This window comes from Bacillus sp. SN1 (genome assembly GCF_002796895.1).
GTDB classification, from domain to species: Bacteria; Bacillota; Bacilli; order Bacillales; family Bacillaceae; genus Bacillus; species Bacillus inaquosorum.
Map to the genome: position 1 here is coordinate 1560200 of NZ_PHIE01000001.1, position 26133 is coordinate 1586332.

The window sequence follows — 26133 nt, forward strand, 5'->3', positions numbered from 1 at the left end:
TAAGCTCACAGCTTGCCATGTTTTTTCAGTCTGGTTGTCATATAAGACGGCAGAACGACAAAAATCAGAACGGCAGAACCGATCAGCGCGTACAGAAAACCTGTCATGCCGGCAGCATAGGCAGATGCAGCAGACATCAGCAGCGCTTGAACGCTAAGTACAGTTTTTAATAGAGAGAAATAGCTTTTCAGCTTCGTTTCTTTTGTCACAGGGTAAAGCTCTTGAAGCGCCAGATGGTCAAAGTGGCCGAACAGCGGCAGAAGCTGAACGCCCGTAATGAAAATGGTAAACACAGTCAAAACCCCTGCAATGAGCGGGCTTGCCGACACATACATAATAATCAGCGCGAAAATGACCGTTAATCTGACGAGAATGCCCAAATAATCATTTGAACGCAAAAAGGCGCGGGTGAACATGTAGGCAAACGTTTTGCGCTGTTCAAACGGCACGAGCCGCAGCAAAAAGTCGAGATAGGCTCTCCGTTTCGCTTGCTTCCGCAAATGCGGCACATCAGTGAACAGGTTGGCAATTCGATAGAAACGCTGCTTCCGTCTCAATTCGGACTCAATATGGCTCTCCCATTTAAACGTTTTCCGTTTTGCTGAGGAAGACATATACAGATAAAGAGCAGCCATAATGACATAGACCACAATCGCATACATATAAACAGATTGGAACACAAAATAAAGAACGAGCGTATTCGCCGCAAAGCGAATGATCACATCCATCCGTTTCATGCCTCGGTCATTCTGGAAGGTCGTACGCCATTCCATCACCTGATTCCACGCTTTCAGAAGCAAAAGCTGTGCAAATACTGCCGCATACGATGCGAGCGAAGCTCCCGGTGCGACGGCAAAATAAAGCGGCATCGCAACGATGCTCAGTGCAATCAGCGGAAACAGCTGAGACACATAGCTGTAGACAAACGCCTGCTTCAAGTAAGGCTCCATTTTCGCTTCAAGCGGCAATAAGAAGACAAGGTCAGCCTCCTTCAAAAGCGTCCGCACATAAGAGCTTGTCAACACGAGCGAAAACAGCACGGCCATCACCCAGAAGGACGGAAAGTGAGCGGGAATGTCCCGTATCCATTTGCTGTACCAGCTTGCAGCGCCCGCGAGAAAAAAGATCAAAACAATGACGAGGTGATCGTTGAGCATATATTTCATGTACGTTCTTGTTTCTTTGATATGCTCCTGCAGCCGCGACTGCCAAATATCAAGCATATTATTCATGGCCAGCGTCTTCCTTTGTAAGCTCAAGATACAAATCGTCCAGCGCCGCGTCCTTCATTCCAAACTGCTCTCTCAGCTCGGACAGCGTGCCGCGCGCCCGCACCTCGCCGTTATGTAAAATAATAAACGAATCACAATAGCGTTCTGCCGTTGCCAAAATGTGTGTTGACATCAGGACGCTCGCCCCGCCTTTTTTCGCTTCATTCATTCGCTCAAGCAGTGCGTTAATCGCAAGCGGATCAAGCCCTAGAAAAGGCTCATCAATAATGTAGAGCGCGGGCTCTGCCAAAAATGCGCACATAATCATAACCTTCTGCTTCATTCCTTTGGAAAAATGAGCCGGGAACCACTTCAGCCTCTTTTCCATTCGGAATTCCTTTAAAAGCGCCGGCAGCCTTTTCTCCATCGTTTCTTTTGACAGGCCATATGCCATGGCTGTTAATTCAAGATGCTCCATCAGCGTCAGCTCTTCATATAAAACAGGTGTTTCGGGTATATAGGTGAATTGTGAGCGGTAGCCTTCTGGATCCTCAGCAAAGGTTTTCCCGTTTAATTCGATCGATCCTTTGTGCGGGTCCATCAGCCCGATAATATGTCTGATTGTTGTACTTTTACCCGCACCGTTCAGCCCGATTAAGCCGACAATTTGATTCGGTTCAAGGGTGAATGATACGTTTTTTAAAACCGGATTCCTTGTATATCCGCCGGTTAAGTCTTTTACCGATAGCAGAGACATAGTTTCTCCCCTTATATTGTTTTTCTTCATAGTACCAAAAACAAGGCCTGATTTGAAACAATTCCCTTTTAACAAATGATGAATTTGCTGTCATAAAGAGACAGTTTTCTGGACATCATAATGGTCGTAGAGGAAAAGCATATCAACTGAAAAATGAGGTGTTTGTCAAAGACGTCTTAGATACAGTTGGATAGAAAATAAACATGTCCAATGCTCAAACCATTTCTCTTCACTGAATTGATGAATTCTTCATCTATGAAGCAAATTGTCAAATGAGGTGTTTATCGCAGGAATCGTTAGGCATTAAACAAGTCTTCATTTTATTGACAAATGAGGTGCTTACCAAAGGCATATCACATTTTCTTCATATAAGCTCTTCCTCTGCATTCAGGGTGAACGCTTGCCGTTCATCCTGTTTTCTATTTTCTGCATTTCTGTGGTACGATGAGTGTATACATACTAAACAATTTCATAAGGAGGAACCCTCATGCATAGTGCAGAGAATTGTATCTTTTGTAAAATTATCGCCGGCGACATTCCGTCCGCAAAGGTGTATGAAGATGAACATGTGTTGGCCTTCCTTGATATCAGCCAAGTGACAAAGGGACACACGCTTGTCATTCCGAAAACACATATCGAAAATGTGTATGAATTTACGGATGAATTAGCAAAACAATATTTTCACGCCGTTCCGAAAATCGCCCGTGCCATCCGGGATGAATTTGAACCGATCGGCTTAAATACGCTGAACAATAACGGCGAAAAAGCAGGACAATCTGTTTTTCATTATCATATGCATATCATCCCGCGCTACGGAAAAGGAGACGGATTCGGAGCGGTTTGGAAAACACATGCTGATGATTACAAACCGGAGGATCTGCAGAACATTTCTTCCTCTATCGCAAAACGCCTGGCCTCATCATAAGATGAGGTTTTTTTATTTGTGAACATTTCGCAAACATCCGTCAATTTCTTTTGATTATTCTAATTTTTTATCAAAAAACTGAATTTTTGTGATAGGATAATTGTATTATTTTATACATTAACGTGGAAAACAGGGAGAGATCATGATGGAACGTACAACGAATTTTAACGCAGGTCCTGCAGCGCTGCCATTGGAAGTTCTGCAAAAAGCACAGAAAGAATTTATTGATTTTAACGAATCCGGCATGTCCGTTATGGAGCTTTCCCACCGCAGCAAAGAGTATGAAGCGGTGCACCAAAAAGCGAAAAGCCTTTTAATTGAACTGATGGGCATCCCGGCGGAAGATTACGATATTTTGTTTCTTCAAGGCGGGGCAAGCCTTCAATTCTCAATGCTTCCGATGAACTTTTTAACACCTGAAAAAACCGCGCATTTTGTGATGACCGGCGCATGGTCTGAAAAAGCACTGGCAGAAACGAAGCTGTTCGGAAATACGTCTGTCACTGCTACAAGTGAAGCAGACAATTATAGTTTTATTCCGGAGGTTGACCTTTCGGATGTAAAAGACGGTGCGTATTTACATATCACGTCCAACAATACGATTTTCGGCACACAGTGGCAGGAATTCCCGAATTCCCCAATTCCGCTCGTAGCTGACATGTCCAGCGATATTTTGAGCAGAAAAATTGATGTGTCCAAGTTTGACGTGATCTACGGAGGCGCTCAAAAGAACCTCGGCCCTTCCGGTGTGACAGTTGTCATCATGAAAAAAACTTGGCTGCAAAGTGAAAATGCGAACGTTCCAAAAATCCTGAAATATTCAACGCATGTCAAAGCGGACTCACTCTACAACACTCCGCCGACATTTGCGATTTATATGCTGAGCCTTGTTCTGGAATGGCTGAAGGAAAACGGCGGTGTGGACGCTGTTGAACAGCGCAATGAACAAAAAGCTCAGGTTCTCTACAGCTGTATTGATGAAAGCAACGGATTCTATATAGGGCATGCCAGAAAGGACAGCCGCTCACGCATGAATGTTACCTTCACGCTTCGTGATGACGAATTAACAAAAACATTCGTTCAGGAAGCAAAAGCAGCAAAAATGATCGGCCTTGGCGGACACCGTTCAGTAGGAGGCTGCCGCGCTTCTATTTATAACGCGGTGTCTCTCGAAGACTGTGAAAAATTAGCTGCGTTCATGAAGAAATTCCAGCAGGAAAATGAGTAAAAAGTCTGGCTATGCAAACCGTTCGTTTGGTATACTGTTTGCATATCACATTCTTTAAGCCTTCGCAATAAATGACGAGCATATTATTGGAGGGCAAAAAGCTTAGCAGAGGAGAGCATAGATATGAAAACAAAAGAGTTAGTCACTATGGCTCTGTTTGCCGCAATCGGCGCAGCGCTTCATTCCATTATTCCGCCCTTTTTAGGCGGCATGAAACCAGATATGATGCTGATCATGATGTTCATGGGCATCCTGCTGTTCCCGCGGGTGCAAAACGTACTCGTCATCGGGATTGTGACCGGAATCATCTCCGCGCTTACAACCGCATTCCCAGCCGGACAGATTCCTAACATCATCGATAAACCCGTGTCAGCGTTTCTGTTCTTCACCCTATTCCTTTTGTTCAGAAGGAGCCAAAAAACAGGTGCAGCCGCAGTGCTGACAGCGATCGGGACCATCTTATCGGGAATTGTATTTTTAACGTCAGCTTTATTGATCGTCGGTTTGCCTGGCGGTTTCACCGCATTGTTCGCGGCTGTTGTTCTGCCGGCCACTGTGCTGAATACCATCGCCATGATCATTATTTATCCGATCGTGCAAACCATCTTAAGACGTTCCAGTTTTATGGAAGCTGCTAAATAATTGTCACCCAAAACCTCTTCCGCTGCCGGGAGAGGTTTTTTCGACAAAGAGCCCGCAGCATGTCAGCATGTTTTAAGCGAAGAGTTTTGTGAAAAAGATAAGACATAGTGTAAAGGCGGTTCCGGTTGAACAAACAAGCGCTTTCTGCCGGATAACCTTCTTGGGCGGATAAGAAGCAGCCTGGCTGAGAAGTCTGATATAATAAACAGCGCCTGAAGCGAAGGCAAGGGTGATGCAGGATAACACAATCATAAAGACAGACAACCTTCTCCCTCCTTTTCACTTAAAAAATATGCTAAAATAAAGCAAGCTATGTATAGAAGTTCAGGCTTTCAACAAAAATGAAAAAAGCTGAATGAATCCTATTTCAAGAAAAAGACGGGGTGATTGTAATGGCGGACGGACGTTCTCTATTAACAGGACTATTCGTAGGCGGCATCATCGGAGGAGCAGCAGTTCTTCTTACTGCACCTTCCTCAGGAAAGCAGCTGCGTGAAAAAATGAAAACCAATTATGATTCTTTCGAAGAAACGATCAAGCGCTTAAAATCAGACGGGCTTGCGTTAAAAGACCAGCTGATCAAAGCGGCAAAAGAAAGCACGGATGTCATTAAAGACGTAAGCGGCGAGCTTCAAACGTCCATTAAAAAATGGCAGGAAGAGATCAAGCCTCACCAGCAGGATCTGCAAAAAGAAATCGCTGATATCGAAGAGAAAATCAGACAGCTGGAGAAAACCTTACAAAACTAATATCTATTCAAAATAAAAAAATGCGGGCCAAACTTGGACCCGCATTTTTTTTTGCTGAAAAAGCCTCTCACCGCAATGGATTGTGAATTTATTAAAAAATTCTTAAATTTTCATCTTTATTAATCTTTATTTTATTGGCATAATAGAGAAAAAGAAAAAGAGAAGCAGGTGACGTAATGAATCGAGTGGAACCGCCCTATGATGTGAAAGAGGCTCTGGTCTTCACCCAGAAAATGGCTCAGCTTAGCAAGGCTCTTTGGAAATCAATTGAGAAGGATTGGCAGCAATGGCTCAAACCGTATGACCTGAATATTAATGAGCATCATATTTTATGGATTGCGTATCAATTGAATGGAGCTTCCATTTCTGAAATCGCGAAATTCGGGGTCATGCACGTATCAACCGCATTCAACTTTTCAAAAAAGCTGGAAGAACGAGGATATTTAAGGTTCTCTAAACGGCTGAATGATAAACGGAACACATACGTTCAATTGACTGAGGAAGGCACTGAGGTATTCTGGAGCCTGCTTGAGGAGTTTGATCCGACTCGCAATGCGGTTTTTAAAGGGTCACAGCCTCTGTATCATTTATTCGGAAAATTCCCTGAAGTGGCAGAAATGATGTGTATGATACGCCATATCTACGGCGATGATTTTATGGAAATTTTCGAAACGTCACTCACCAATATTGACAATGACTTTGAAAGCGTAAACGGAAAACTGAAGAAAAAAGCAAAGGACAGTGCTGCGGATGAACCGGCAGAAGAGCTCGAACCTGTAAACAGTTAATCAAAGTGCTTCATGATGTTGATAAACACTTCCATCAGCTCTTGATAATGCCCCTGCTCATACAGTGCAAAAATCGTTTCATGAACATCTAATTTTTCATTCAGCTGTCCGGCAAAAAGCGCAAGGAGCTTATCGAAAGTTACAAATCCTTGCGCTTTTTGTGTTGCCAGCTCTTCTGACAATTCATCGCAAATCCTCATAACCTCTTCCCCTTCTTCCCTGCTAAGCCCTTTATCAATGAGAAGCGCATAGAAGGGGTACCTGTCCATATCTACTGTTTTCACTAATAATTGTATGTAATATTCTAATCGCTCAATGCGATGATCCATCGAATCCATCCACACCACTTCTTTCTATCTTTAATCTTATTTTAGCTGATAATTCACTGAGAAGAAAGTTCTAACCCCATATTTCGCAGTTTGTTTGCTTATTTCAAAAAAATACCTGCTACACGATATTTTTTCTTAAAAAGCATTGATTTTTTCTCTTGGGAGGAGTAAATTATTTTGAGATTCTATTCAAGATGTATGGAAGGATGACTTTGATGAATTGCTGGAAGACCATAAATCTCATGAAGGATTATGGTGCCGTTCGCATAATATTAACTGCTGTATGTTTTATGATTTTGGTTTTTATATCTACCTTTTTAGCATTTGAGCTGCTGCGGCCTGGCACAAGCTTAAGCGATGAATATGTACCTTTATTCGGCGGTTTGCTCGTCGTTATTTTATTTGTACATAAAGTCATCCATGTCCTGCCAATCATCTGCAAAAAAAGAAAAATAGAAAAAAAGTTTTACATATTGCGCATGCGCACATGGAAACGAATACCAAAAACAACAATGCTGATTTCGCTCGTAAGCCCGTTTTTGCTGATTACGCCTGTATTGTTTTACGCCGCGCTGGCATTTCCGAATCACGCCCATTATTTCTGCATGATTTCGGGCATTCATGCCGGCTACTGTCTGCCTGACTTTTTGCTGGCTCTCAAGCTGATACAAGCGCCGAAAGCCTGTTTTATTGATCAGGAAGAGGACGGCTTGGATATTCTTGTTGAAAAGTAGCCAAACCTTGGCGCTAGTGGCGATTTTTCAATTTGCATTCTATCTTTTTTAATAAATATTTGGTAATGTAATATGGGACAGTTCAGAGAGAGGGGGAATCTCCCATCATTTTATTCTATTTTATCGTGGCTGCCGTGTTTATTTTATATTTCATAAACAGGCTCACCAATACATTATGCCTTGTCAGAGAGATTCCTGAAGAGCGGCAAGATAAGGTATTCCGATTTATTAATGTATCTATATTAATTTTACTGATCTCTTCGTTTGTGGAGATCTCCTTTACTGTGTAAATATGAAAAAAGCATAGCTGCTGTTTCAGCAGCTATGCTTTTTTGTTTGATTAGTACAGCCAAGAAGCGCCGATGATAATCAATAAAATGAACAAAACAACCAATAAAGCGAAACCGCCTGCAAATACTTCACCCATCTTGAAAAGCACCTCCTGTAAAAAGCTTTATTTACCAATTACATCTTATGCAATTCATGATTGAAACGATTAGGCGCTAGTGAAATTAAAGGATCGCTTATCGTGCAAGCGATCCCCGGGCTGCTTAGTAGATGTAAGCTGCACCTACGATGATAAGCAAAATGAACAGTACTACGAGCAACGCGAATCCGTTAGAGTATCCTCCGCTCATGTTACATACCTCCTTTTCTTGATCAATATATAAGTATGTCATCAGCAAAAGTTTGACTAGACGAATGCCCTTTATTTAAAATCTTTTTACAGAAAGCCACAATATGTTATGATACGCATAGGCAATTTAATTTGGAATGATTAGGAGTGTTTGAAAACCATGAAGAAAATCGCAATAGCAGCTATTACCGCTACAAGCATCCTCGCTCTCAGTGCTTGCAGCGGCGGCGACAAAGAAGTCATCGCAAAAACAGACGCAGGCGATGTAACAAAAGGCGAGCTTTACACAAACATGAAGAAAACAGCTGGCGCAAGCGTACTGACACAGCTGGTGCAAGAAAAAGTATTAGACAAGAAATATAAAGTTACAGATAAAGAAATTGACAACAAGCTGAAAGAATACAAAACACAGCTTGGCGATCAATATACTGCCCTTGAAGACCAATACGGAAAAGATTACCTTAAAGAGCAAGTAAAATATGAATTACTGACACAAAAAGCCGCTAAAGATAACATCAAAGTAACAGATGCCGATATCAAAGAGTACTGGGAAGGCTTAAAAGGCAAAATCCGTGCAAGCCACATCCTTGTCGCTGATAAAAAGACAGCTGAAGAAGTAGAGAAAAAGCTGAAAAAAGGCGAGAAATTTGAAGACCTTGCGAAAGAATACTCTACAGACAGCTCTGCTTCAAAAGGCGGGGACCTTGGTTGGTTCGCAAAAGACGGTATGGTGGCTGAATTCAGCAAAGCTGCATTCAAATTAAAAACAGGTGAAGTCAGTGATCCTGTAAAATCACAATACGGCTATCACATCATTAAAAAGACAGAAGAACGCGGTAAATACGAAGATATGAAAAAAGAGCTGAAATCTGAAGTGCTCGAACAAAAACTAAATGACACCAATGCCGTTCAGGAAGCTGTTCAAAAAGTCATGAAGAAAGCTGACATCGAAGTAAAAGATAAAGAACTGAAAGACACATTCAATACATCTTCTACAAGCAGCAGCACTTCTTCCTCTTCAAACAGTTCTAAATAATAAAAAAAGCTGTGCACGCTCATTGAGCTGCACAGCTTTTTTTATGCAATAGAATGGTTTGGATTTTCTTCGTCACGCTGCTGAGAACTGCGGCGTTCCCTCTCCTTTTCCATCCTCTCCATATAAATCTGCCCTTCTTTTTCAATAAAGGACTGGTCTACTTTTTCTTCCTCTTTGGCTGCCGCCACAAGTTTATATGCACTGAAAATGATGCCTACAATACAAAGATACACCCACCATGGAAAAAATAACACGTGTTCCTCCCCCTTTTGCATAGATTCTTTATTCTTAACCATATGCGGGAATGAGACGAGTTATGAGCGGGAAAGACGCAGCAAAAAGGACTGATCTGAATGTTTCAGTATCAGTCCTTAATTAATTATTTGTGAAAAGTTGGTTTATAAAAGGAACGGTTCTCCAGCGCGAATACCCGTTCAGTGTATTCGCCCGGCTTCACGCGTTCAAGCGCTCTGTCCATCATATTCATTTTCGCATCCAGGTTGTCTATATAGTGCAGAATTTCCGCTTCCTTCACCATCGGCGGTTTCGGGCTGCCCCATTCTGCTTTGCCGTGGTGACTTAAAATCAAATGCTGAAGAATTAACACCTCTTCAGAATCGATTTGAAGCTCCTCAGCCGCTTTTGACAGCTCTGTGACCATAATCGAAATATGGCCAAGCAAATTGCCTTCGACCGTATAGGAAGTAGAAACAGGGCCGGACAGCTCTTTCACTTTTCCAAGATCATGCAGGATAACACCGGCATAAAGCAGATCACGGTCAAGAGACGGATATAAATCGGCAATGGATTTCGCCAGATTCAGCATAGAGACGACATGATACGCTAAACCTGAGACAAACTCATGGTGGTTTTTCGTAGCCGCCGGATAATCCATAAATTCAGCTTCGTGTTTTTTGACTAAAAACCTTGTGATCCGCTGGATATTCGGATTTTTCATTTCAAATATATATTGAGTGATGGTATCCATCATTTCATTTTTCGGAATCGGCGCGGTTTCTAAAAAATCATCAATATTGACGTTTTCATGCTCGCTTACCGGCCTGATGTTTCTCAGCTTCAGCTGGGTGCGCCCGCGGTAATGATGAACATCCCCCACGACCTTCACAATCGTCTGCGGCGCATAGGTCACTTCATCACTTTGCTTGGCATCCCACAGCTTCGCTTCAATATCACCTGACTGGTCTTGCAGCATCAGCGTTAAAAACGGTTTCCCATTGCTTGCAATCCCTTTTGTCGAGGATTTAATCAATAGATATTGGTCCACCTGTTCGCCAACCTCATGTAGCATAATCCCTTTAGCCATTCTATTAAAGCTCCCTCCGTATCTTACATAATATCAGTATATCACATACCGATTTACAGCTATAGAACCTCTTTTATGACACCAAATGGATGATCTGGCTGCTTTGAAATGCATATTTTACATGGTCATGGCATGTAAAATACAAAATCTGCCGTCCGCCTTCAGATAAATCATAAAGAACGTCTAATACACGTTTCAGCCTTTCCTGATCAAAATGGACAAAGCTGTCGTCAAGCTGGAACGGTAGCCCGGCCCAATCCTGACGTGTAACGGCCAGAGCAAATCGGATCGCTGTATACAGCTGCTCACACGTCCCTTGTGACAGCTCTTCGGCATGATAGACAGTTCCATCACAATGCATGACCATAATGGAATCATCCGTTTCAGAAAAATAAATCGTCTTGTAGCTTCCATCAGTCAATGGACGGAAAAATTCTCCGGCGGTCTCCAGAAGGCGCGGAAGCTCGACTTTTTTATGACGCTCCAATTTATTTCTGATCACCTGTTTGATCATTTGTATTGAGGCCCATTTTTTAGCGGTTTCTTTGACACGCTCTTTTTGCATTTCTGTTTGCAGCTTGAGGTCTGAGACTAATCCCGACGCCTCTAATTGTTCCTGTTTGACGCAGAGCAGTGCGATTTGACTCCGAAGCTGTTGGATCTCCTCAGTCAGCCGTTCTTTTCTTTCATTCTCAACGAATTGCTTGTTTTTCAATTCAGTAAGCGTATTGGAATCCGCCAGTTCAATCTCCTCAGGGTGTCCGCCTTGAAGCTGTGCGTTTATGTGATGAAGTTTGATCTCCGTATCCTTCAATTTCCTGCTGATGTCTGCAATGGCGCAAAACTCATTTCTGTCTTTTGCAGCCGCCGCGGCAAATAACTGTTCGATCTGGGCTTGAAAATACTGTATTTCTTGCTCCAGCTCCAGCAGCTGCTCCTTTGTATAATGAATATCTGTTTCAATTCCCTTTTTTTGCTTCTCGATTTCTTTTTCACGTTCAACGTTTTTTTGCAATGTGTGAAGGGCGTCCGAAATAGAGATGTTCTCACTATGATTCTCAGACATAAGCTTGCTGACGCGTTCTTCGAATGTGCGCCGGTGTTTTTTCAGCCGTCCCGCTTCAATGGTCAGCTCATGCTTTTTCTTCACTTCTTTTTTGACATCCTTCATTAAGCTGTATGCATCAAGCAAAAAAGACGGATCTTCCTTGAATCCGAGCTCCTTCATAAAACGCTCGACCTGAGTAAAGGACGGGGCCATATCGGCTTCCCACTGTTCAAACTGCTGGATGACCCTTTCATAAGCCGTCTCTTTTTGCTGGAGCACTGCCCGCTGTGTGATGAGCTGCTGTTTATTGCGGTCATCCTCCCATAACGCTTCTCGAAGCGCTTCGGCTTCTGCCAGCGAAATGTCCGTCATTGGCTGTCTCGGCTCCCCGCTGTTTCGGGAAGACGGTGTTTTTTGCCCTGATGCAAGCCAATACACGATAAGAGCAGCGCCGATACTTATGGCGGGAATCCATTGCTGCAGCAGCAGAAATAGAACGATGAACAACATACCAGCTGCAATAACAGTCTTTTTCTGTTTTGCCTGCTGCCTTTCAAAAAACTTCAGCTGTTCTCTCAGCTTCGCTTGCTCCTGATGCTGCCCCTGTGCTTCATCATATGCTTTAAGAGCCGCTTCTTTATCTTTTCTTTGGCTGTTTTCAAGGATGGCGGACGAAGCAGCATGAACAGCCTTTTCTGCGTCTTCCAGCTCTTGCCGGGCAAGTTCAAACGTCTCATCAAGCTGCCGTTTTCTGTCTCTTGCCTGCACGTATTGCTGCACCGCCTGCTGAAGCTGCCATTCATAGTCATATGACGTGTTCATATTCAAAAGCTCATTTTCATCCGTTTTATTGAGCTGTTCCAGCCCGGCCGCTGCCTGTGCAGACGACTGGCGCAGCTGTGCCTGAATGGCGGCGAGCTGTTCTCCGCAGGATTGATACATATGAAACCCTGCCGAAAGCTCTTGTATCAGCGTTTCTTTCGCCACTATTTCTTTATCCGGGTTAAGCTTTTGCATCTGCTTGTCCAGTTCTGCCATCTTCACCCGAAGCGCCTCAAGCTGTGCGGATTTCGGGTGAAGATGGGATTCATACTTTTCCAGCTGATGCAGCCCGTCAGCCGGAAATTGTCTTGCCTGTTCCGGATATTGAGCAATCGCCTGTTCCAGCGCCGCTTTTTCATTTAGCAGCGGTTTCAGCTCAATCGCTCCCTCAATCGTTCGGAAATGTCCTGCCGCCTCTTTTAATTCAGTTTCTGCCGCTGCCAGACGGACTTCGAGCGTTCTTTTTTCCTCAAGAAGCTGATGATAGCCCGCTTCCTCTGCTTCCGCCTGTTTGAGCTTCGCTGTCAGCTGCTTAAGCGCTTCCAGCTCCTGATTCAATTGAGGATTTCGCCCGTTTGGTTTATAGAGCCTTTCGCTTTCCTTTGCCAGCCTTGAATCAAGTTTAGATACGGCCTCGGCGCCAAACAAGCTGGAAAACAGCAGAAATTCCCCAATCTTGTCGCGATTAAAGGCGTGAATTTCCTGCAGCCCGAATACGTCAAACGAATAAATGGCTTTGTACAGCGCCCTGTCCGTGCCCTGGAATAGCTGCTTTAAAAAATCTCCCTGCTTCACTTCGCCCTTTTCTGTGTACACTCTCAGCTTTTCGGCAGTCCCTTTCGTCCGTTCGATCTTCAACACCCCATACTCAGGATGTTCAGCTTCAAGAACACCTCCGTAGACACCGCCTGTTTTCGGTTCATATTTTTTCGTTTTCGGAAAACCGAACAGCATGCTTTCAATAAATGACACCATCGTCGTTTTTCCTGCCTCATTTAATCCGTAGATTAATTGGACAGGTGAGGCGGAAAAGTGAAAGGTCCGATTGGAAAATTTCCCGTAATGGTAGATATGTAAAGATTTAATTCGCAAAGCTTTCACCGCCTCATGTTTCAAGCACCTTAAGCTGTCTTTTCAATAAAATTTGTGCCTGCTCTTTTATTTCCTTTAACTCCTCTTGGCTAAACCGGTCCGCGTGCCTTCTATATACAGGGTGACGCTCAAGCCCTTCCAGCACATCTGAGAGATCGCCGCCATCAATGTCTTCAAATAAACCGCCGAAAAAAGGGTCAAGATTTGTAAGGTTTGTTTCTTTTTCTGTCTCATCTTCTAATGAAAGCGTCCAAATGAAGTGTTCCTCCTCCGCCTCTTGCTCCTGAAAAGCTTCAAGAAGCTCGTCCAAAGTGCCTCTCGGCGCCTCCAGCAGCCATTCCGGCGCCCGCCCTTGCAATACGAGTCTTACACAAACAGGGCTCCCCTTTATCCGCAGCTTCGAAAACGCGTCCTCAACCATTTGGAAAAGGGCAGTCATATTCTTTGCCTCCGTCACATCAACTGCCGCTTTTTCCCACAGGACATCATGCGCTTTCTGAAATTCATAAGAAATCTCTCCGTTTGTCACACGAACGAGATAATAGCCTTTATCTCCAGTCTCCTTCATATGGCGCGCTTGCGTGTTTCCCGGATAGATGACTGCCGGGTTCCCGGCAGAAAGAATCTGGCGTTTATGAATATGGCCAAGCGCCCAATAATCCATCCCGCTTTTCAGGAGATCGTCATGTGTAAACGGGCAATACGGATCGTGCCCTTCAGATCCCGATAACGTGCCGTGAAGCATACCGATATGAAACGGCGCATCAGTTGACCTCCGGTAGCGGGCGGCTTGGTTTTCCGTTACGGCCCTGGCCTGATAGCTGAAGCCGTAAATGCTTGCTATGCGCCTGCCTTCCTTATAAAACGATTTTTCTTCAGGAACAGCGGACGTAAAAATGTGGACATTCTCCGGCCATTCAATCGGCGTCCACTCCCCGCCCAGATGATCGTGGTTCCCAAAGATCACATAAACTGAAATCCCGCACTCTCTGAGTCTTTCAAACTGTTTTTTCAAAAAGAGCTGAGCCTTTAAGCTTCGATTGGCTTCGTCAAACAGGTCCCCCGCCAGCAAAATGAAATCAACGTTTTCTCTCACTGCGGCATCTATTATATGTCTCACGCTTACAAACGTGCTTTCTTTGATCCGGGCAAAAATCGGTTCCGGCAGATGCGATATCCCGTAAAACGGACTGTCAAGATGAAGATCTGCCGCATGAATAAAGGTTAGATCAGTCAACATTCTGCTCCTTTCCAGGATGAAGTACCCTTATTTTAGCACCGAATTCTTGCGAATGCACGTTCTGTCAATAAAGAAACAGCCTGAGAATCCCCAGGCTGTTTTCCAATCAGTTTTTCGCTAAACGCAGCGCTTGTTTGATCGCTTTGAACGCGCTTGAATTGCCGTAAATCAACACACCGCCTTTGTAAATTCTGGCGCCGATGACGGCCAGTATGATAATGGTGAGCAGTGTGATTCCGATTCCGGCAGCCGCCTGCCAAAACGGAATATCAAGCATGCCGACGCGCAAGAACATAATCATTGGCGTAAAAAACGGAATAAACGAGGTTACCGTAATAAATCCTGCGTCAGGTGCATTCAAGCCGAACATCGAGATCATAAAACCGGCGACAACCAATAGCGTCATCGGCGTGATCGTTTGCTGCACATCCTCTATCCTGCTGACGACACTGCCGAGAAACGCGGCGAGTGTCGCGTATAAAAAGTAGCCGAGCAAAAAGAAAATAACAGCATAGATGACAGTCGTTGCTGAAACGTCGGTCAGATTAAGAAATCCCCCGACAGATGAAGCTGTTTCGCTCGTTTTGTTCAACCTTAGCGACAATGAGCCGGCAGCTATAATGACAGCAAGCTGTGTGATCCCGACGAGCCCGATGCCGAGCAGCTTTGCAAACATCTGCTGGATCGGCGGCATGCTTGAGATAAGAATTTCCATGACACGCGAAGATTTTTCGGTTGCGACCTCCATTGCAATCATGCTGGCATACATAATCACAGAGAAATAGATGACAAACAGCATAATATAAACAAGCCCTACTGTCTGGCCCAGCTCTTCCTCAGACTTCGCTCCCTCTTTCAGCGCCTCCTGCCCGACAGTAACGGGCGCATAAAGGCTGCTGATCGTTTCCTGCGAAACGCCGAGCTCCGCCGTTCCGACAGCCGTTTTGGTTTGCGTCAGCGCCTGCTGCAGCGTTTGGTATGTGCTTTCATCAGAAATCGTTAACGCTTTATATGTTCCTGAAATGGTCCCTTTTTCATCACGTTTGATGATGAGCATGCCATCGAGCGCTTCATCTTTGACTTGCTTTGTGACCTCATCCTCCGATTGCTTCGACTGCTTCACATCAAGATCGCTGTCTGTATCCACCGCTTTCAGCTGCTTCGAGAAAACCGGATATAATTCGTTTGTTTCATCAACAACGGCGATTTTTTCTTTCGCGTCATCACCTTGAAACAGAGAAATGATTGACTCCAGATTCGTTACAACTAAAACAAGCAGTACCGTGATGACAGTCGAAATAATAAAGGATTTTGCCATAATCTTATTTTTGTATGTATGAGAAAGCATGATCCAAAATTTATTCATAGACGGCCCCCACCTTTTCTATAAAAATATCATGCAGTGACGGCTCTTCAAGTTCGAACTTTCTGATAAACCCTTTTCCTTGGAGCATGGCAAAAATCTCTTGAGAGATGTCTTCATTGGCAATCTGCAGCTTGACGCCGCCGGCCGTTTCCTTCCATTGAAGAATGCCTTCATGAGACTGCAAAAAACGCAGATCGTCATCGGAGTGAATCGTGACATTCTTTTTGCCGAAGGAACGCTTTATCTCCTTCAGCCTGCCTTGCACAACCGGCTTTCCTTTCTGCAATATGCAAAGGTTCTCACAAAGCTCCTCCACATGCTCCATCCGGTGACTGGAAAATAAAATAGAAACACCGCTGTTTTTCAGAGAGATTACAGCCTCTTTTAACAGCTCAACATTGACAGGGTCCAAACCGCTGAATGGTTCATCAAGAATCAGCAGCTCCGGCTTATGCAAAACTGCCGAAATAAATTGGATTTTCTGCTGGTTACCCTTCGAAAGCTCTTCCACCTTCTTATTCTCGTAATCTGTTATATTGAAGCGATCAAGCCATGTGCCGAGCTCTTTTACAGCCTCCCGCTTCTCCATCCCTTTTAATCTGGCAAGATAGACAAGCTGATCCTTTACCTTCATTTTCGGATAAAGGCCCCGTTCTTCCGGCAAGTAACCGATTTTGTTGCTGATACTGTAATTCACAGGACGGCCTTTCCAGCTGATTGAGCCATCCGTAATGCTTAATAAGCCAAGGATCATGCGAAACGTCGTCGTTTTTCCCGCTCCGTTTGCGCCTAAAAGACCGAACATTTGCTGTTCCGGAATGTCTAAGTCCAATCCGTCAACGGCTTTATAATCTCCAAATGTCTTCGTTACGTGATCAATCTTAAGCACCGAATCTCCTCCTTCCCTGACCCATTATATACTAATTTTGGATGAAACATAATAAAGGATTTTGATTTCCTATTTAGAATATAAATGAAGAAAGAACGATAAATCTTGAAAATGGAGGAGAAACCTGATGGCTGATTATTTCCTTACAGCTTTTGATCCTTCGGGGAAAACACTGGTAAACGAACGATTCGAGGCAGAAAATGAAGAAACGGCAAAAACGCATGGTGAGGACCTGTTAAAAGAAAAAGAGCTTCACAGTCATACCCATCGTTTGGTCAATGCAGCCGGAAAGCTGATTTTGTTTCACAGATGATCAGCTTTCCGGCTGATCTGTTACACTTGGAACTTCGGCTCCCGTTTTTCTAAAAAGGCACGGATTCCTTCTTGGTGATCCTTGGTCCTTCTCATTTTCTCTTGGGCGCTGCGTTCAAGAGAAAGCACCTTTTTCAGTTCTTCAAGCTGGAGGCTCTGAAAGATGGCTTTCGTTTCAATCATCGCCAAAAGAGGTGAGGCCAAAAGGGTTTCGATAAAGGGTCTTGCGCCTTCCGCAGGGTCTCCGGCAAATGTCCCGTCAAGGAGGCCCATATCGGCGGCTTCCGCGGCGGAAAGTTTTTTCCCGGTCCAAATCAGCTTTTTCGCTTTCGCTTCCCCTATTCTTTTCTTCAGCAAATAATGTCCTCCGCCGTCCGGAACAAGCCCAATGCCGATAAAATTCATCGCGAGAACAGCGTTTTTTTCCGCGAGCACAATGTCAGCGCACAGTGCCAAACTCAGGCCCAGTCCCGCAGCAGCACCGTGAATAGCAGCAATTGTCACTTTCTTCATTTGATATAACGTCAAAGTGACAGCCTCAATCGTATCCATCAGCTGCTTAAATTGATCAGGGTCATGCTCTGACGTCATCATCCGGATGTCTCCGCCGGCCGAAAAGCCTTTCCCGGTTCCTCTCAGGAGAACGATAAGCGCCTCGCTTGCAGCCGCCTTTTCAACCGCCTCCTTCAGTTCAGACAGCATCTGTTCATTCAGGGCGTGATGGGCATCAGGGCGATTCAGGATAATCTCCGCAACGGCTCCATTCCGTTCATATTGAATAAATTCCATATGAAGCACCTCCAAGTATGCGCTTTCTTTTTTCTTTCTCCTATACATTCCCCGCCATCCTCAAATAAACCTTTTTATTTTTCAAGGTCAATAGATACTGAAAAATGCATATTGTTTGAATGAAAACATAAAGTTTTATATAGTGAAAAAGAAGGGATTATCAGGATGAGAAAGGGGGAAAGGAACATGGATAAATTGCTGATCAGTTTTCTGTTAAGTTTATTTATGGTGTACTTTCCCCCTTCGGACGTGGTTCTGCCTTCCCAGCTTGAAGCAAGCACTGACAGCTATGTGCCTATGTCCTCATATCCGCAGGAAACACAAACGGCCAAAACACCGTCGCCGGGCAGCATGTACCCGGCAGAGCTGATCAAAGAGTACAGCCCGCTGGCGCAGTCTGTCAGGCAGCTGTCTGTCAAACCTCTTGACGAACCGCTGATAAATAGGTTGGAAAAGGTTTGTGCCGTCCCTGTCAAATACCAGTCTAATTACCTCCGAATATAAATGTTCTTGTTTTTAACTTACCCCATTTAGCCAACACTACATTCGGAGGGATTTTCATTGAATATTAAAGAAAACGATCTGCCGGGCATCGGCAAAAAATTTGAAATCGAAACGAGAAGTCACGAAAAAATGACGATTATCATTCATGATGATGGAAGAAGAGAAATTTACCGGTTTAATGACCGGGACCCGGATGAGCTTCTTTCCAATATCTCATTGGATGATTCTGAAGCAAGGCAAATTGCCGCTATTTTAGGCGGCATGGTCTATAAACCGCAAGCGCTGGAATCCATCGAAATGGCCTTCAGCGATCTCATTATTGAATGGTTTAAGGTCGAAAAAGGCGCCAAATCGATCGGGCGCACACTCGGGGAGCTTGATGTCCGCCAGAACTACGATGTCACTGTGATTGCCATCATCAAACACAGCCAGGAAAAGCTTTTAAATCCCGGAGCCGATTCGGTTATTGAAGAAAATGACACACTTGTCCTCTCAGGTGAAAGAAAGCATCTGAAGAAACTGATTCATGATTTTCTTTCTGGAGAGGGCGTGTGAGCGGCCGATGGATCATCTTGTATTTGAAGTCGGGACTGCGCTTGTTCTTGTGGCGATTGCCAGTGTAATCGCCAATAAAATTAAATTTTCGATTATTCCATTTCTGATTGTGCTTGGAATGCTGCTTGGACCGCACGCGCCGAAAGTGGGGATTATTGACCTTACGTTTATAGAAAGCAGTGAAATCATCGAGTTTTTCGGGCGGATGGGCGTGCTTTTCCTCCTTTTCTATCTCGGACTCGAATTCTCCGTAGGAAAATTAATCAAATCCGGAAAATCAATTGCAATTGGCGGAACGATTTATATCTTGATTAATTTCAGCCTCGGGCTGCTTTATGGGTTTATCACCGGGTTTTCCTTTCTGGAAGTCCTCGTCCTCGCAGGCGTCATCACAATCTCGTCAAGTGCGATTGTCGCAAAAGTGCTCGTCGATTTAAAAAGAACGGCCAATCCGGAAACCGAGCTGATTCTTGGCATCATTATGTTTGAGGATATTTTCCTTGCCGTGTATTTGTCCGTTGTTTCCGGCCTTGTGTTAGGTGATGCGACATCAGTCGGGAGTGCGCTCTTGTCCATTTTGATCGCCTTCGGTTATATGCTGCTGTTTTTTATCGCAGCCAGAAAGCTCCCGCCGCTCTTGAATAAGCTGTTGGACATTCGCTCAAATGAAGTGTTTATTATCGTCATTTTCGCCGCACTCTTTTTTATCGCCGGGTTTTCAGAGACGATCCATGTAGCGGAAGCGATTGGCGCGCTGCTGCTCGGTTTGGTTTTTTCAGAAACAGAGCATTCCGATAGGATTGAGCACCTTGTCGTTCCGTTTCGCGACTTCTTCGGCGCGATGTTCTTTTTCAGCTTCGGCCTCAGCATCGACCCGTTTTCGCTCGGTGAAGCGGTTTGGCTTGCACTGGGAGCAGTGATTCTGACCATTCTCGGAAACTTTATCGCCGGAATGGTGGCAGGGCGACGCGCAGGGCTTTCCCATAAGGCTTCATCGAATATCGGACTGACGATCGTTTCACGGGGAGAGTTTTCGATTATCGTTGCGAATCTCGGGATAGCCGGCGGCCTGTCAGCCACTTTAAAGCCGTTTGCCGCATTATATGTCCTCATTCTGGCGATTTTAGGGCCGCTTTTAACAAAGGAATCAAAACGAATTTACCGCTTGCTGAACAAGGTATTTAAATGGAAGCCTGATGTTCAGCCTGCAAGAAAACAGGGATAAAAAAAAGCAGCACTGTGATCAGTGCTGCTTTGTCGTTCTCTCAAAAATCTGCTCTAAATATTTGATTTTTTCGTCCGTGTAGTGCTCAAAGCGCTCATTGTACGATTTCGGATCTTTCGGATTGGCAAAGTGCGTAATTTTCCCTGTATCACGGTCTATAAATTTGCTTGCTGCGCCGCAGCCGATGCCGATAATGGTCTGCACCTCTTCCATAATCATGATGTTGTAGATGCTTTCTTGTCCCGGCAAAGAGTATCCGACGTTTTCAAGGTTTCCAAGAATATTTTTCTGGCGGTATAAATAATAAGGCACGTACCCATGCTCTTTCGTCCAGGCTACCGCGTCATCCATCATTTGAGAAACCTCTTCCCTGCCGGCGACTTTGTACTTATGCTTGTTTCTCGTCATTTCTGAGGCCCGTTTAAAGGAAAGAGTATGAACCGTAAGGGATTCCGGCATCAGTTTTTCCGTTTCTGAAAGGCTGTGTCTGAACTCCTTCACGCCTTCCCCGGGCAAACCGATAATCAAGTCCATGTTGATATTATTCATGCCGTGCTGGCGTGACAGATGATATTTCTCAATGGTCTCTTCAACTGTATGATGCCGTCCGATCGCCTTTAGCGTTTCGTTTTCATAGGATTGCGGATTGATGCTGATCCGGTCAATGTCATATTTGTTTAAAACGGCGAGTTTTTCTTCTGTAATCGTGTCAGGGCGGCCGGCCTCTACCGTAATCTCGCGAATGTTTTTCACATCAGGGAAGGAGCGGACCATTTCTTCATACAGCAGATCCATTTCCTCCGCTGTAATGCTTGTCGGCGTCCCGCCGCCAAAGTAAATGGTTGTAACCTTAACATCATGCGCCTTCAGCCATTCGCCGATTTTCTGCATTTCGTAATGCAGCCCCCATAAGAATGAGCCGACTCTGCCCGCCTGCCCTTGGATGGCGTACGCAGGGAATGTGCAATACGCGCATTTTGTCGGGCAGAACGGTATGCCGATATAAATACTGACTTCATCCTTTACTTGATACAAATCCGGCACTGCCGCCAGCTGCCGGTCAACAATTTCCTGCATTAACCCGATTTTCTCATCATGAATTAAATAGTCCTTTTTCAATTCAGCATGTGCCTGCTCCTGCGGCATTCCGCTTTGCAGCTTTTTATGAAGCAGCTTTGTCGGCCGGATTCCTGTCAGGATTCCCCACTTTTGCGTGATGCCCGTATGCGCTTGAAGAAGATTGAGATACACATAAGAAATCGTGTTTTTCACTTGCTTAAAAGCTTCTTTTTCATTCATGCCGGGAGAAAAAGATTTTGTATGCTGTTCCGTTATGCCAGTTCCCTTCACTTCTCCCGAAACCGTCACATGCTCATCCGTTTGTGAGCAGTCTAAAGAAATGACAACATCTGCGGGCTCCCCTCCGCCGTACACAAGCTCGCACTCTTCATAAAACAAATTTGCAATATTTTGCAGAGGCCGATGCAGGCGGTCATCATGTATGCCTTCTATTTTAATTTGCAACTTCATCACCTAATTTATCAGATTCAAAACTTTCTTTAGTGTACAGAAATAAACCGTTAAAATCAATCCGGCAAAAAAGCCGCCGCACCTGTCAGGGCGCGAGCGGCTTTTTTACACACGTTTCATGTGGAACTTATCAAGAAATCCTTTTCGCTGCTGCATCCGGAAATATTCCTTCATCATGTAAGCAACACCCTGCTCGTCATTGGACCTTGTGACCCAATCGGCCTTTCTCTTAATCTCCGGAGCGGCGTTCCCCATCGCTACCCCAAGACCGGCAAGTTCAATCATCGGGAGGTCGTCATACTGATGCCCGATGGCCACGACATCATCCATGGTCAGGCCCAGCTCTGAAGCGACGAGGGCCAGGCCCGCTTCCTTCGAGACACCTTTCGGGACGATATTCAGCTTCTCATCGTTTACGCGAATAACATCAACCGCAGAGAAAGCTTTCGTAATCGTTTCTGTAATGTCATGCTGAATGTCGTGCTCCGTGTACACCTCGATGACAGGTGCGCTCACTGGCTCATCCATGAGCAGATCACTTAATGATTCAACAAACTGGACTGGATAAAAGATCGGATCAGACGGGTGAATGAGTGCTTTCCCTAATAAATTTGAATTCACCTTTTTCTTGTTTCCGATCGAATACTTCTCGTGAAGAAGCCGGATATTGCATTGATAGCTCTCCAGCACTTGAACAATATTAAAGGTGTGATCGTCAGAGATTCTTTTTTCAAACAACGGGGCGTCTATTTTCTCAGCGATGTATGCCCCGCTATGAGTGATCAGCTTGGCATCAAGCTTCAGCGATTTTGCTATTTTCTGTGCTGAACGAAAATGACGGTTGGTTACAAGTGTGACGTAAATCCCTTTTTTCTTAACATATTCGATCGCGTCTTTCGTTGCCTGATGAATCTTTCCGTTCGACCGAAGAAGCGCTCCATCTATATTTAAGGCAAGCAATTGTTTTGACACAGAGATGTCCCCCTCCTTGATGACTGTACTTGTGTATAGAATATGACCCTGTCTCTGTGTTTAGAACAACCTTTTCTGCAAAGCAAAAAAGCCTGGCTCAGCAGACTTTATGTTTTTGGCATTATGATAGGATACGATCGAAGCTGCCATTCTCCCTAATATCGTTATTTCGTTTTACGAAAAATCATGTATCAGGAACCCCTTGTTTGACCAATGATGCGCTCCGAACACTTACTCTCTGTTGCTTATCCCCTCTATATAACGGCATGATATGCGACCGTATCCAATTGAAATCAGGTAAGTGTAGGCGCTTTCAATGCCATTATCTCAGTTTTTCTTGCTGATGACAAGGGTTTTTTTAACTAAAAAAAGTATCCAAATGATGTATACTAAGGTAGGATCGGTTGTTAATTTTTGGAATATATTTGATTCAGAACATACATTCCCATATAATATAAATAATAAATGAAAGAGCGGTGATCAGGTGGCTGACTTAAAAGAAATATACAATGAAAAACTGATATCTCAATTGATACACCATATAAAGGCATCTTGTCCTGATTTTAACCAAGACAGATTCGAGGAACAATTGCTGCAGGAAGACTGGCCTGAACTCGCTTTAAAAGAGCGGATGCGCCGCATTACAGCTTCCTTATACGAAACACTGCCAAAACATTACGATGAAGTGCTTGCAATTTTACGGGATACAGCCCCTCATTTTAAAGGACTAAGCGGAATTCTATTCCCTGATTATGTAGAACAGTACGGGTTAGCGCATTGGGAAGAATCAATAAAGGCATTGGAATACTTTACGCAATATTCCACCTCAGAATTTGCTGTGAGGCCTTTTTTGCTTTTAGATCAAGAAAAAATGATTGCACAATTGCTTAAATGGTCCAAGCATGAAAATGAACACGTGAGAAGACTTGCGAGCGAAGGAAGCAGGCCCCGCCTGCCATGGGGAAAATCGATACCCGCTTTGAAATCAGACCCTTCCCCCATTCTGCCGATCCTTGAGAAGCTGATGCAGGACAAGTCCTTGTATGTAAGGAAAAGCGTGGCCAACAACCTTAATGATATATCAAAAACGCATCCTCATTTGCTGAGAAAAGTCGCAGATCAATGGTACGGAACACATCCCTATTCCGATTGGATCATCAAACACGCCTATCGGACCTTATTAAAAAAGGGTGATAAACAGGCCTTATCGCTTTTTGGTTATGAAAATGCTGATTCAATACAATTACATGATTTAACATGTCAATCCAGCCGTATAGCCATTGGCGAAAGCCTTGAATTTTCTTTCTATATTCATTCAGACAGGGATCAAAAAGTAAGAATTGAGTACGCAATTGATTTTGTAAAAGCAAGAGGTCAGCGTCATCAAAAAGTATTTAAAATAACAGAAACAAATATTAGAAAAAACGAAACTAAGCCGTACACAAGAATTCAATCCTTTAAGGATCTAACTACCAGAAAACATTACAAAGGAATTCATACATTATCAGTGATCATCAATGGAGAGGTAAAAGATTCATTGGATTTCCAAGTTTGCTGAAAGAATAAAAAATCCCTTCTTTTCCAAGAAGGGATTTTGCTGTTTAGCCTTCGACACTGCCGTAAAGCTCTTCTAAAGGCTTCATAATAATTTTGTTCAATTCACCGATCAGCACGCTCATGCGCTGCTCCGCTTCCATCAGCTGAGAAATTTTTTCGTGCTGCTGTACAAGCGCAACTGTTTTTTGAGCCTGCGTCACTTCTTCTTGTGTAATTTCTTCTCCTGCCATTTGTTTTTGCTGGAGTCTAAGCTGCACATCACGGAAGTTTTCGAACATGCGCTTCGCTGATTCATCTGCGTTTACTTCATCGTACAGGTTTTTTAAACGGGTGAACTCTTCGCTCCCGCGTAATGCTTTTTCCAGATCATACGCTACATCATAAAAATTAACAGCCATTGGAATAGCTCCTTTCATCATTGCCGTTTGACATACCACTCCACTATAACAGACTATGGAGCTGCTTTCATTAATCAAAAACCATTTCTTCTTAAAAAAGGATGACAAACAATGCTTGAATCGCACCTATGATTCCGCCGAGAAGGCCTCCCAAATAGGTAATCATTTTAAATTCTTTTTTTGAAATGGATAGCACCATTTCTTCAAGACGCTGCACCGGGAACTGATCCACCTGCTCCTTGACGATTTCCTCAAGGCGCATCCGTTTTAAAACACTTTCAAGATTGGCCGAAATCCCTTCAAGCAATTTGTCTAGCAGTGCTGGCAACATTTGCTGGGTCAGCTCAGATTCATAGCGCACGGTAAGCGTGCCAATCGTATTGTCAAAGAAAGGAGCAGTCGAGAATGTTTGCAGCACTCTTCGTTTCAGGCTGAAAATGAGCGCTTTGGCATTCCATTTTTCGTCTGCTTCATAAAACGTATACTCCCTCAGCTTGCCCCATTCATTTTGCAAGAGATCAGAAAGCAGTTTATTTGTTTCCTCATTCCGCAAAAACTTCAGCAGCTCCGGCAGCACGCGGTCCGCGAGGCTTGTATTGCCCAAAAACATTTGCACCATGCTTCCAAGCATGCCGCGCTCTTTTAAAAAGTCATCAATCATATTGCCGAGACGGATTTTCCCTTCATCACTTTCAAAATAACTGACACTTCGTGACAATATATATCCTGAAATCATCGGGATCTTTTCCTCAAGCTTTTCCTGCACTTCCAAAGGCACCAGCTCTTTTAACGATTGGTGCTCGTATTGGCGGAAAAGCTCATTCAGCTTATCATCGGTCCAATTGCTGATCCATGCGTCTGCCGCTTCATCAGGACGCTTTACCCCGGCATTTTCAAGTGCTTCTTTTACTGTCATTTCAGAAAGTGACAGCTTTTGAATCAGCTGTTCCCCGACTTGAAGAGCCTGCGTTTTGGCTGTATCAGAGACGAGCCGCTTTTTAATGCCCTCAGGGGTTAAGAGATGATTCACTACCATCAGTCCCATTTGTTTTGCAAGTTCATCCCGTCTTCTCGGAATCAGCCCGGGCGTGAAAGGAACTCGTTTCCCAAACAAATAGTACGCTTTATATGGCCTAAATAGCATTTGAATTGCTAAATGATTGGTTACCGCTCCAATGGCAGCGCCGATCACGATCATAAAAATAAAGGTTCCTGCAATACCCATTCCTATTCATCTTCCTCCATCTGTGCTTCAGCTTTTTTTCATATAGATGTTGTACCTATTCGTATTATAGAGGCTGATGCAATCACATAGCAAATGAGGAGACAAATTCCTGTTGTCAGAAAATCAGCTTGTTCTTTTGGAATAGGGCAAGGTGGAGAATCGTATTCTGTAAAGTAGAATACCGTCAGCTGCGTTCGTCTTACACGTATTTAGCGTAAAGCTGCTGACACCCGCCGGCAGCTTTTGAAT

General features: G+C 44.2%; 30 protein-coding genes. 13 read left to right on the forward strand and 17 right to left on the reverse strand.

Going from position 1 to position 26133, the window contains the following annotated elements:
* Positions 1-5 precede the first annotated feature (5 nt).
* Entirely contained in the window at positions 6-1232 is a 1227-nt protein-coding gene (gene ecsB / locus CVV77_RS07900) for an ABC transporter permease EcsB (protein WP_019257947.1), read from the reverse strand.
* Positions 1225-1968 carry an ABC transporter ATP-binding protein EcsA gene (ecsA, locus tag CVV77_RS07905; RefSeq protein ID WP_003239493.1) on the reverse strand — a complete coding sequence of 248 codons (744 nt, stop codon included), beginning with the start codon at positions 1966-1968 and terminating at the stop codon, positions 1225-1227. Before ecsA ends, ecsB begins: the two co-directional genes overlap by 8 nt.
* A gap of 487 nt (positions 1969-2455) precedes the next feature.
* Here ecsA and CVV77_RS07910 point away from each other — a divergent pair, with 487 nt between their 5' ends.
* From CVV77_RS07910 to trpP, 3 genes are all read left to right on the forward strand, one after another.
* Positions 2456-2893: an HIT family protein gene (locus CVV77_RS07910; RefSeq protein WP_003239494.1), complete on the forward strand. Its 438-nt coding sequence runs from the start codon at positions 2456-2458 to the stop codon at positions 2891-2893.
* A 145-nt stretch (positions 2894-3038) separates the two neighbouring features.
* The gene (serC, locus tag CVV77_RS07915; protein ID WP_019257946.1) at positions 3039-4121 is read left to right on the forward strand and encodes a 3-phosphoserine/phosphohydroxythreonine transaminase; all 1083 of its coding nucleotides are present in this window, start codon (positions 3039-3041) and stop codon (positions 4119-4121) included.
* A 123-nt stretch (positions 4122-4244) separates the two neighbouring features.
* Entirely contained in the window at positions 4245-4763 is a 519-nt protein-coding gene (gene trpP, locus CVV77_RS07920) for a tryptophan transporter TrpP (RefSeq protein ID WP_019257945.1), read from the forward strand.
* Positions 4764-4835: 72 nt separating this feature from the next.
* Here the strand turns inward: trpP and yhzF are convergent, their stop codons facing one another.
* Positions 4836-5027 (reverse strand): membrane protein YhzF, encoded by a 192-nt coding sequence (gene yhzF, locus CVV77_RS07925; RefSeq protein WP_003239499.1) that lies wholly within the window; start codon positions 5025-5027, stop codon positions 4836-4838.
* A gap of 128 nt (positions 5028-5155) precedes the next feature.
* Between yhzF and CVV77_RS07930 the strand changes: the two genes are divergently transcribed.
* Both CVV77_RS07930 and CVV77_RS07935 read left to right on the forward strand, forming a co-directional pair.
* Complete coding sequence (locus CVV77_RS07930; RefSeq protein ID WP_003239500.1) at positions 5156-5512, forward strand: YtxH domain-containing protein; 357 nt, start codon at positions 5156-5158, stop codon at positions 5510-5512.
* 176 nt (positions 5513-5688) lie between these two features.
* Complete coding sequence (locus CVV77_RS07935) at positions 5689-6300, forward strand: HTH-type transcriptional regulator Hpr (RefSeq protein WP_003239501.1); 612 nt, start codon at positions 5689-5691, stop codon at positions 6298-6300.
* Here CVV77_RS07935 and CVV77_RS07940 read toward each other — a convergent pair.
* Entirely contained in the window at positions 6297-6638 is a 342-nt protein-coding gene (locus tag CVV77_RS07940; protein WP_100275057.1) for a YhaI family protein, read from the reverse strand. The genes CVV77_RS07935 and CVV77_RS07940 overlap by 4 nt on opposite strands.
* A 206-nt stretch (positions 6639-6844) precedes the next feature.
* On the opposite strand from CVV77_RS07940, the gene CVV77_RS07945 reads away from it, so the two are divergent.
* Both CVV77_RS07945 and CVV77_RS07950 read left to right on the forward strand, forming a co-directional pair.
* Complete coding sequence (locus tag CVV77_RS07945; RefSeq protein WP_003239503.1) at positions 6845-7363, forward strand: DUF3267 domain-containing protein; 519 nt, start codon at positions 6845-6847, stop codon at positions 7361-7363.
* A gap of 107 nt (positions 7364-7470) precedes the next feature.
* Positions 7471-7653, forward strand: a complete 183-nt coding sequence (locus CVV77_RS07950) for a hypothetical protein (protein ID WP_024571667.1) — start codon at positions 7471-7473, stop codon at positions 7651-7653.
* 50 nt (positions 7654-7703) lie between these two features.
* On the opposite strand, the gene yhzE2 is transcribed toward CVV77_RS07950, so the two are convergent.
* Positions 7704-7790: a sporulation protein YhzE2 gene (yhzE2, locus tag CVV77_RS07955; RefSeq protein WP_003155248.1), complete on the reverse strand. Its 87-nt coding sequence runs from the start codon at positions 7788-7790 to the stop codon at positions 7704-7706.
* Positions 7791-7914: 124 nt separating this feature from the next.
* On the reverse strand, positions 7915-8001 hold the full coding sequence (yhzE1, locus tag CVV77_RS07960; protein WP_003327753.1) for a sporulation protein YhzE1: 87 nt from the start codon (positions 7999-8001) through the stop codon (positions 7915-7917).
* 159 nt (positions 8002-8160) lie between these two features.
* On the opposite strand from yhzE1, the gene prsA reads away from it, so the two are divergent.
* Positions 8161-9036: a peptidylprolyl isomerase PrsA gene (prsA, locus tag CVV77_RS07965; RefSeq protein WP_019257941.1), complete on the forward strand. Its 876-nt coding sequence runs from the start codon at positions 8161-8163 to the stop codon at positions 9034-9036.
* A gap of 41 nt (positions 9037-9077) precedes the next feature.
* On the opposite strand, the gene yhaL is transcribed toward prsA, so the two are convergent.
* The 6 genes from yhaL to CVV77_RS07995 all read right to left on the reverse strand — a co-directional run bounded on the left by yhaL (position 9078) and on the right by CVV77_RS07995 (position 16817).
* Positions 9078-9290, reverse strand: coding sequence for a sporulation protein YhaL (gene yhaL / locus CVV77_RS07970; protein ID WP_019257940.1), 213 nt, complete (start codon positions 9288-9290; stop codon positions 9078-9080).
* Between the two features lie 125 nt (positions 9291-9415).
* Complete coding sequence (gene yhaM, locus CVV77_RS07975) at positions 9416-10360, reverse strand: 3'-5' exoribonuclease YhaM (RefSeq protein WP_019257939.1); 945 nt, start codon at positions 10358-10360, stop codon at positions 9416-9418.
* Between the two features lie 73 nt (positions 10361-10433).
* A complete protein-coding gene (locus tag CVV77_RS07980) occupies positions 10434-13331 on the reverse strand; it encodes an ATP-binding protein (protein ID WP_100275162.1) in 2898 nt (965 codons plus the stop codon).
* Positions 13332-13335: 4 nt separating this feature from the next.
* On the reverse strand, positions 13336-14562 hold the full coding sequence (locus CVV77_RS07985; protein ID WP_100275058.1) for a metallophosphoesterase family protein: 1227 nt from the start codon (positions 14560-14562) through the stop codon (positions 13336-13338).
* Positions 14563-14668: 106 nt separating this feature from the next.
* Positions 14669-15928, reverse strand: coding sequence for an ABC transporter permease (locus CVV77_RS07990; RefSeq protein ID WP_019257936.1), 1260 nt, complete (start codon positions 15926-15928; stop codon positions 14669-14671).
* Positions 15921-16817: an ABC transporter ATP-binding protein gene (locus CVV77_RS07995; RefSeq protein WP_019257935.1), complete on the reverse strand. Its 897-nt coding sequence runs from the start codon at positions 16815-16817 to the stop codon at positions 15921-15923. Before CVV77_RS07995 ends, CVV77_RS07990 begins: the two co-directional genes overlap by 8 nt.
* Positions 16818-16944: 127 nt before the next feature.
* On the opposite strand from CVV77_RS07995, the gene CVV77_RS08000 reads away from it, so the two are divergent.
* On the forward strand, positions 16945-17130 hold the full coding sequence (locus CVV77_RS08000; protein WP_088111217.1) for a YhzD family protein: 186 nt from the start codon (positions 16945-16947) through the stop codon (positions 17128-17130).
* A gap of 20 nt (positions 17131-17150) precedes the next feature.
* On the opposite strand, the gene CVV77_RS08005 is transcribed toward CVV77_RS08000, so the two are convergent.
* A complete protein-coding gene (locus tag CVV77_RS08005) occupies positions 17151-17918 on the reverse strand; it encodes an enoyl-CoA hydratase (protein ID WP_029316804.1) in 768 nt (255 codons plus the stop codon).
* A 165-nt stretch (positions 17919-18083) separates the two neighbouring features.
* On the opposite strand from CVV77_RS08005, the gene CVV77_RS08010 reads away from it, so the two are divergent.
* Genes CVV77_RS08010 through khtU form a run of 3 tightly spaced genes read left to right on the forward strand, consistent with a single transcriptional unit; the run spans position 18084 to position 20202 of the window.
* Positions 18084-18422, forward strand: a complete 339-nt coding sequence (locus CVV77_RS08010; protein WP_080010760.1) for a hypothetical protein — start codon at positions 18084-18086, stop codon at positions 18420-18422.
* Positions 18423-18479: 57 nt separating this feature from the next.
* Complete coding sequence (khtT, locus tag CVV77_RS08015; protein WP_003239516.1) at positions 18480-18977, forward strand: K(+)/H(+) antiporter subunit KhtT; 498 nt, start codon at positions 18480-18482, stop codon at positions 18975-18977.
* Positions 18978-18984: 7 nt separating this feature from the next.
* Positions 18985-20202 (forward strand): K(+)/H(+) antiporter subunit KhtU, encoded by a 1218-nt coding sequence (gene khtU, locus CVV77_RS08020; protein WP_003239517.1) that lies wholly within the window; start codon positions 18985-18987, stop codon positions 20200-20202.
* An 18-nt stretch (positions 20203-20220) separates the two neighbouring features.
* Here khtU and CVV77_RS08025 read toward each other — a convergent pair whose 3' ends face one another.
* Positions 20221-21726, reverse strand: a complete 1506-nt coding sequence (locus CVV77_RS08025) for a coproporphyrinogen III oxidase (RefSeq protein ID WP_003239518.1) — start codon at positions 21724-21726, stop codon at positions 20221-20223.
* A 111-nt stretch (positions 21727-21837) separates the two neighbouring features.
* On the reverse strand, positions 21838-22704 hold the full coding sequence (locus tag CVV77_RS08030) for a Cof-type HAD-IIB family hydrolase (protein WP_003239519.1): 867 nt from the start codon (positions 22702-22704) through the stop codon (positions 21838-21840).
* A 484-nt stretch (positions 22705-23188) separates the two neighbouring features.
* Between CVV77_RS08030 and CVV77_RS08035 the strand changes: the two genes are divergently transcribed.
* Positions 23189-24262 (forward strand): DNA alkylation repair protein, encoded by a 1074-nt coding sequence (locus CVV77_RS08035; RefSeq protein ID WP_100275059.1) that lies wholly within the window; start codon positions 23189-23191, stop codon positions 24260-24262.
* A gap of 43 nt (positions 24263-24305) precedes the next feature.
* Here CVV77_RS08035 and CVV77_RS08040 read toward each other — a convergent pair whose 3' ends face one another.
* Both CVV77_RS08040 and CVV77_RS08045 read right to left on the reverse strand, forming a co-directional pair.
* Entirely contained in the window at positions 24306-24659 is a 354-nt protein-coding gene (locus CVV77_RS08040) for a YlbF/YmcA family competence regulator (protein ID WP_003239521.1), read from the reverse strand.
* A gap of 91 nt (positions 24660-24750) precedes the next feature.
* Positions 24751-25884, reverse strand: coding sequence for a DUF445 domain-containing protein (locus CVV77_RS08045; protein ID WP_084991735.1), 1134 nt, complete (start codon positions 25882-25884; stop codon positions 24751-24753).
* Positions 25885-26133 lie beyond the last annotated feature (249 nt).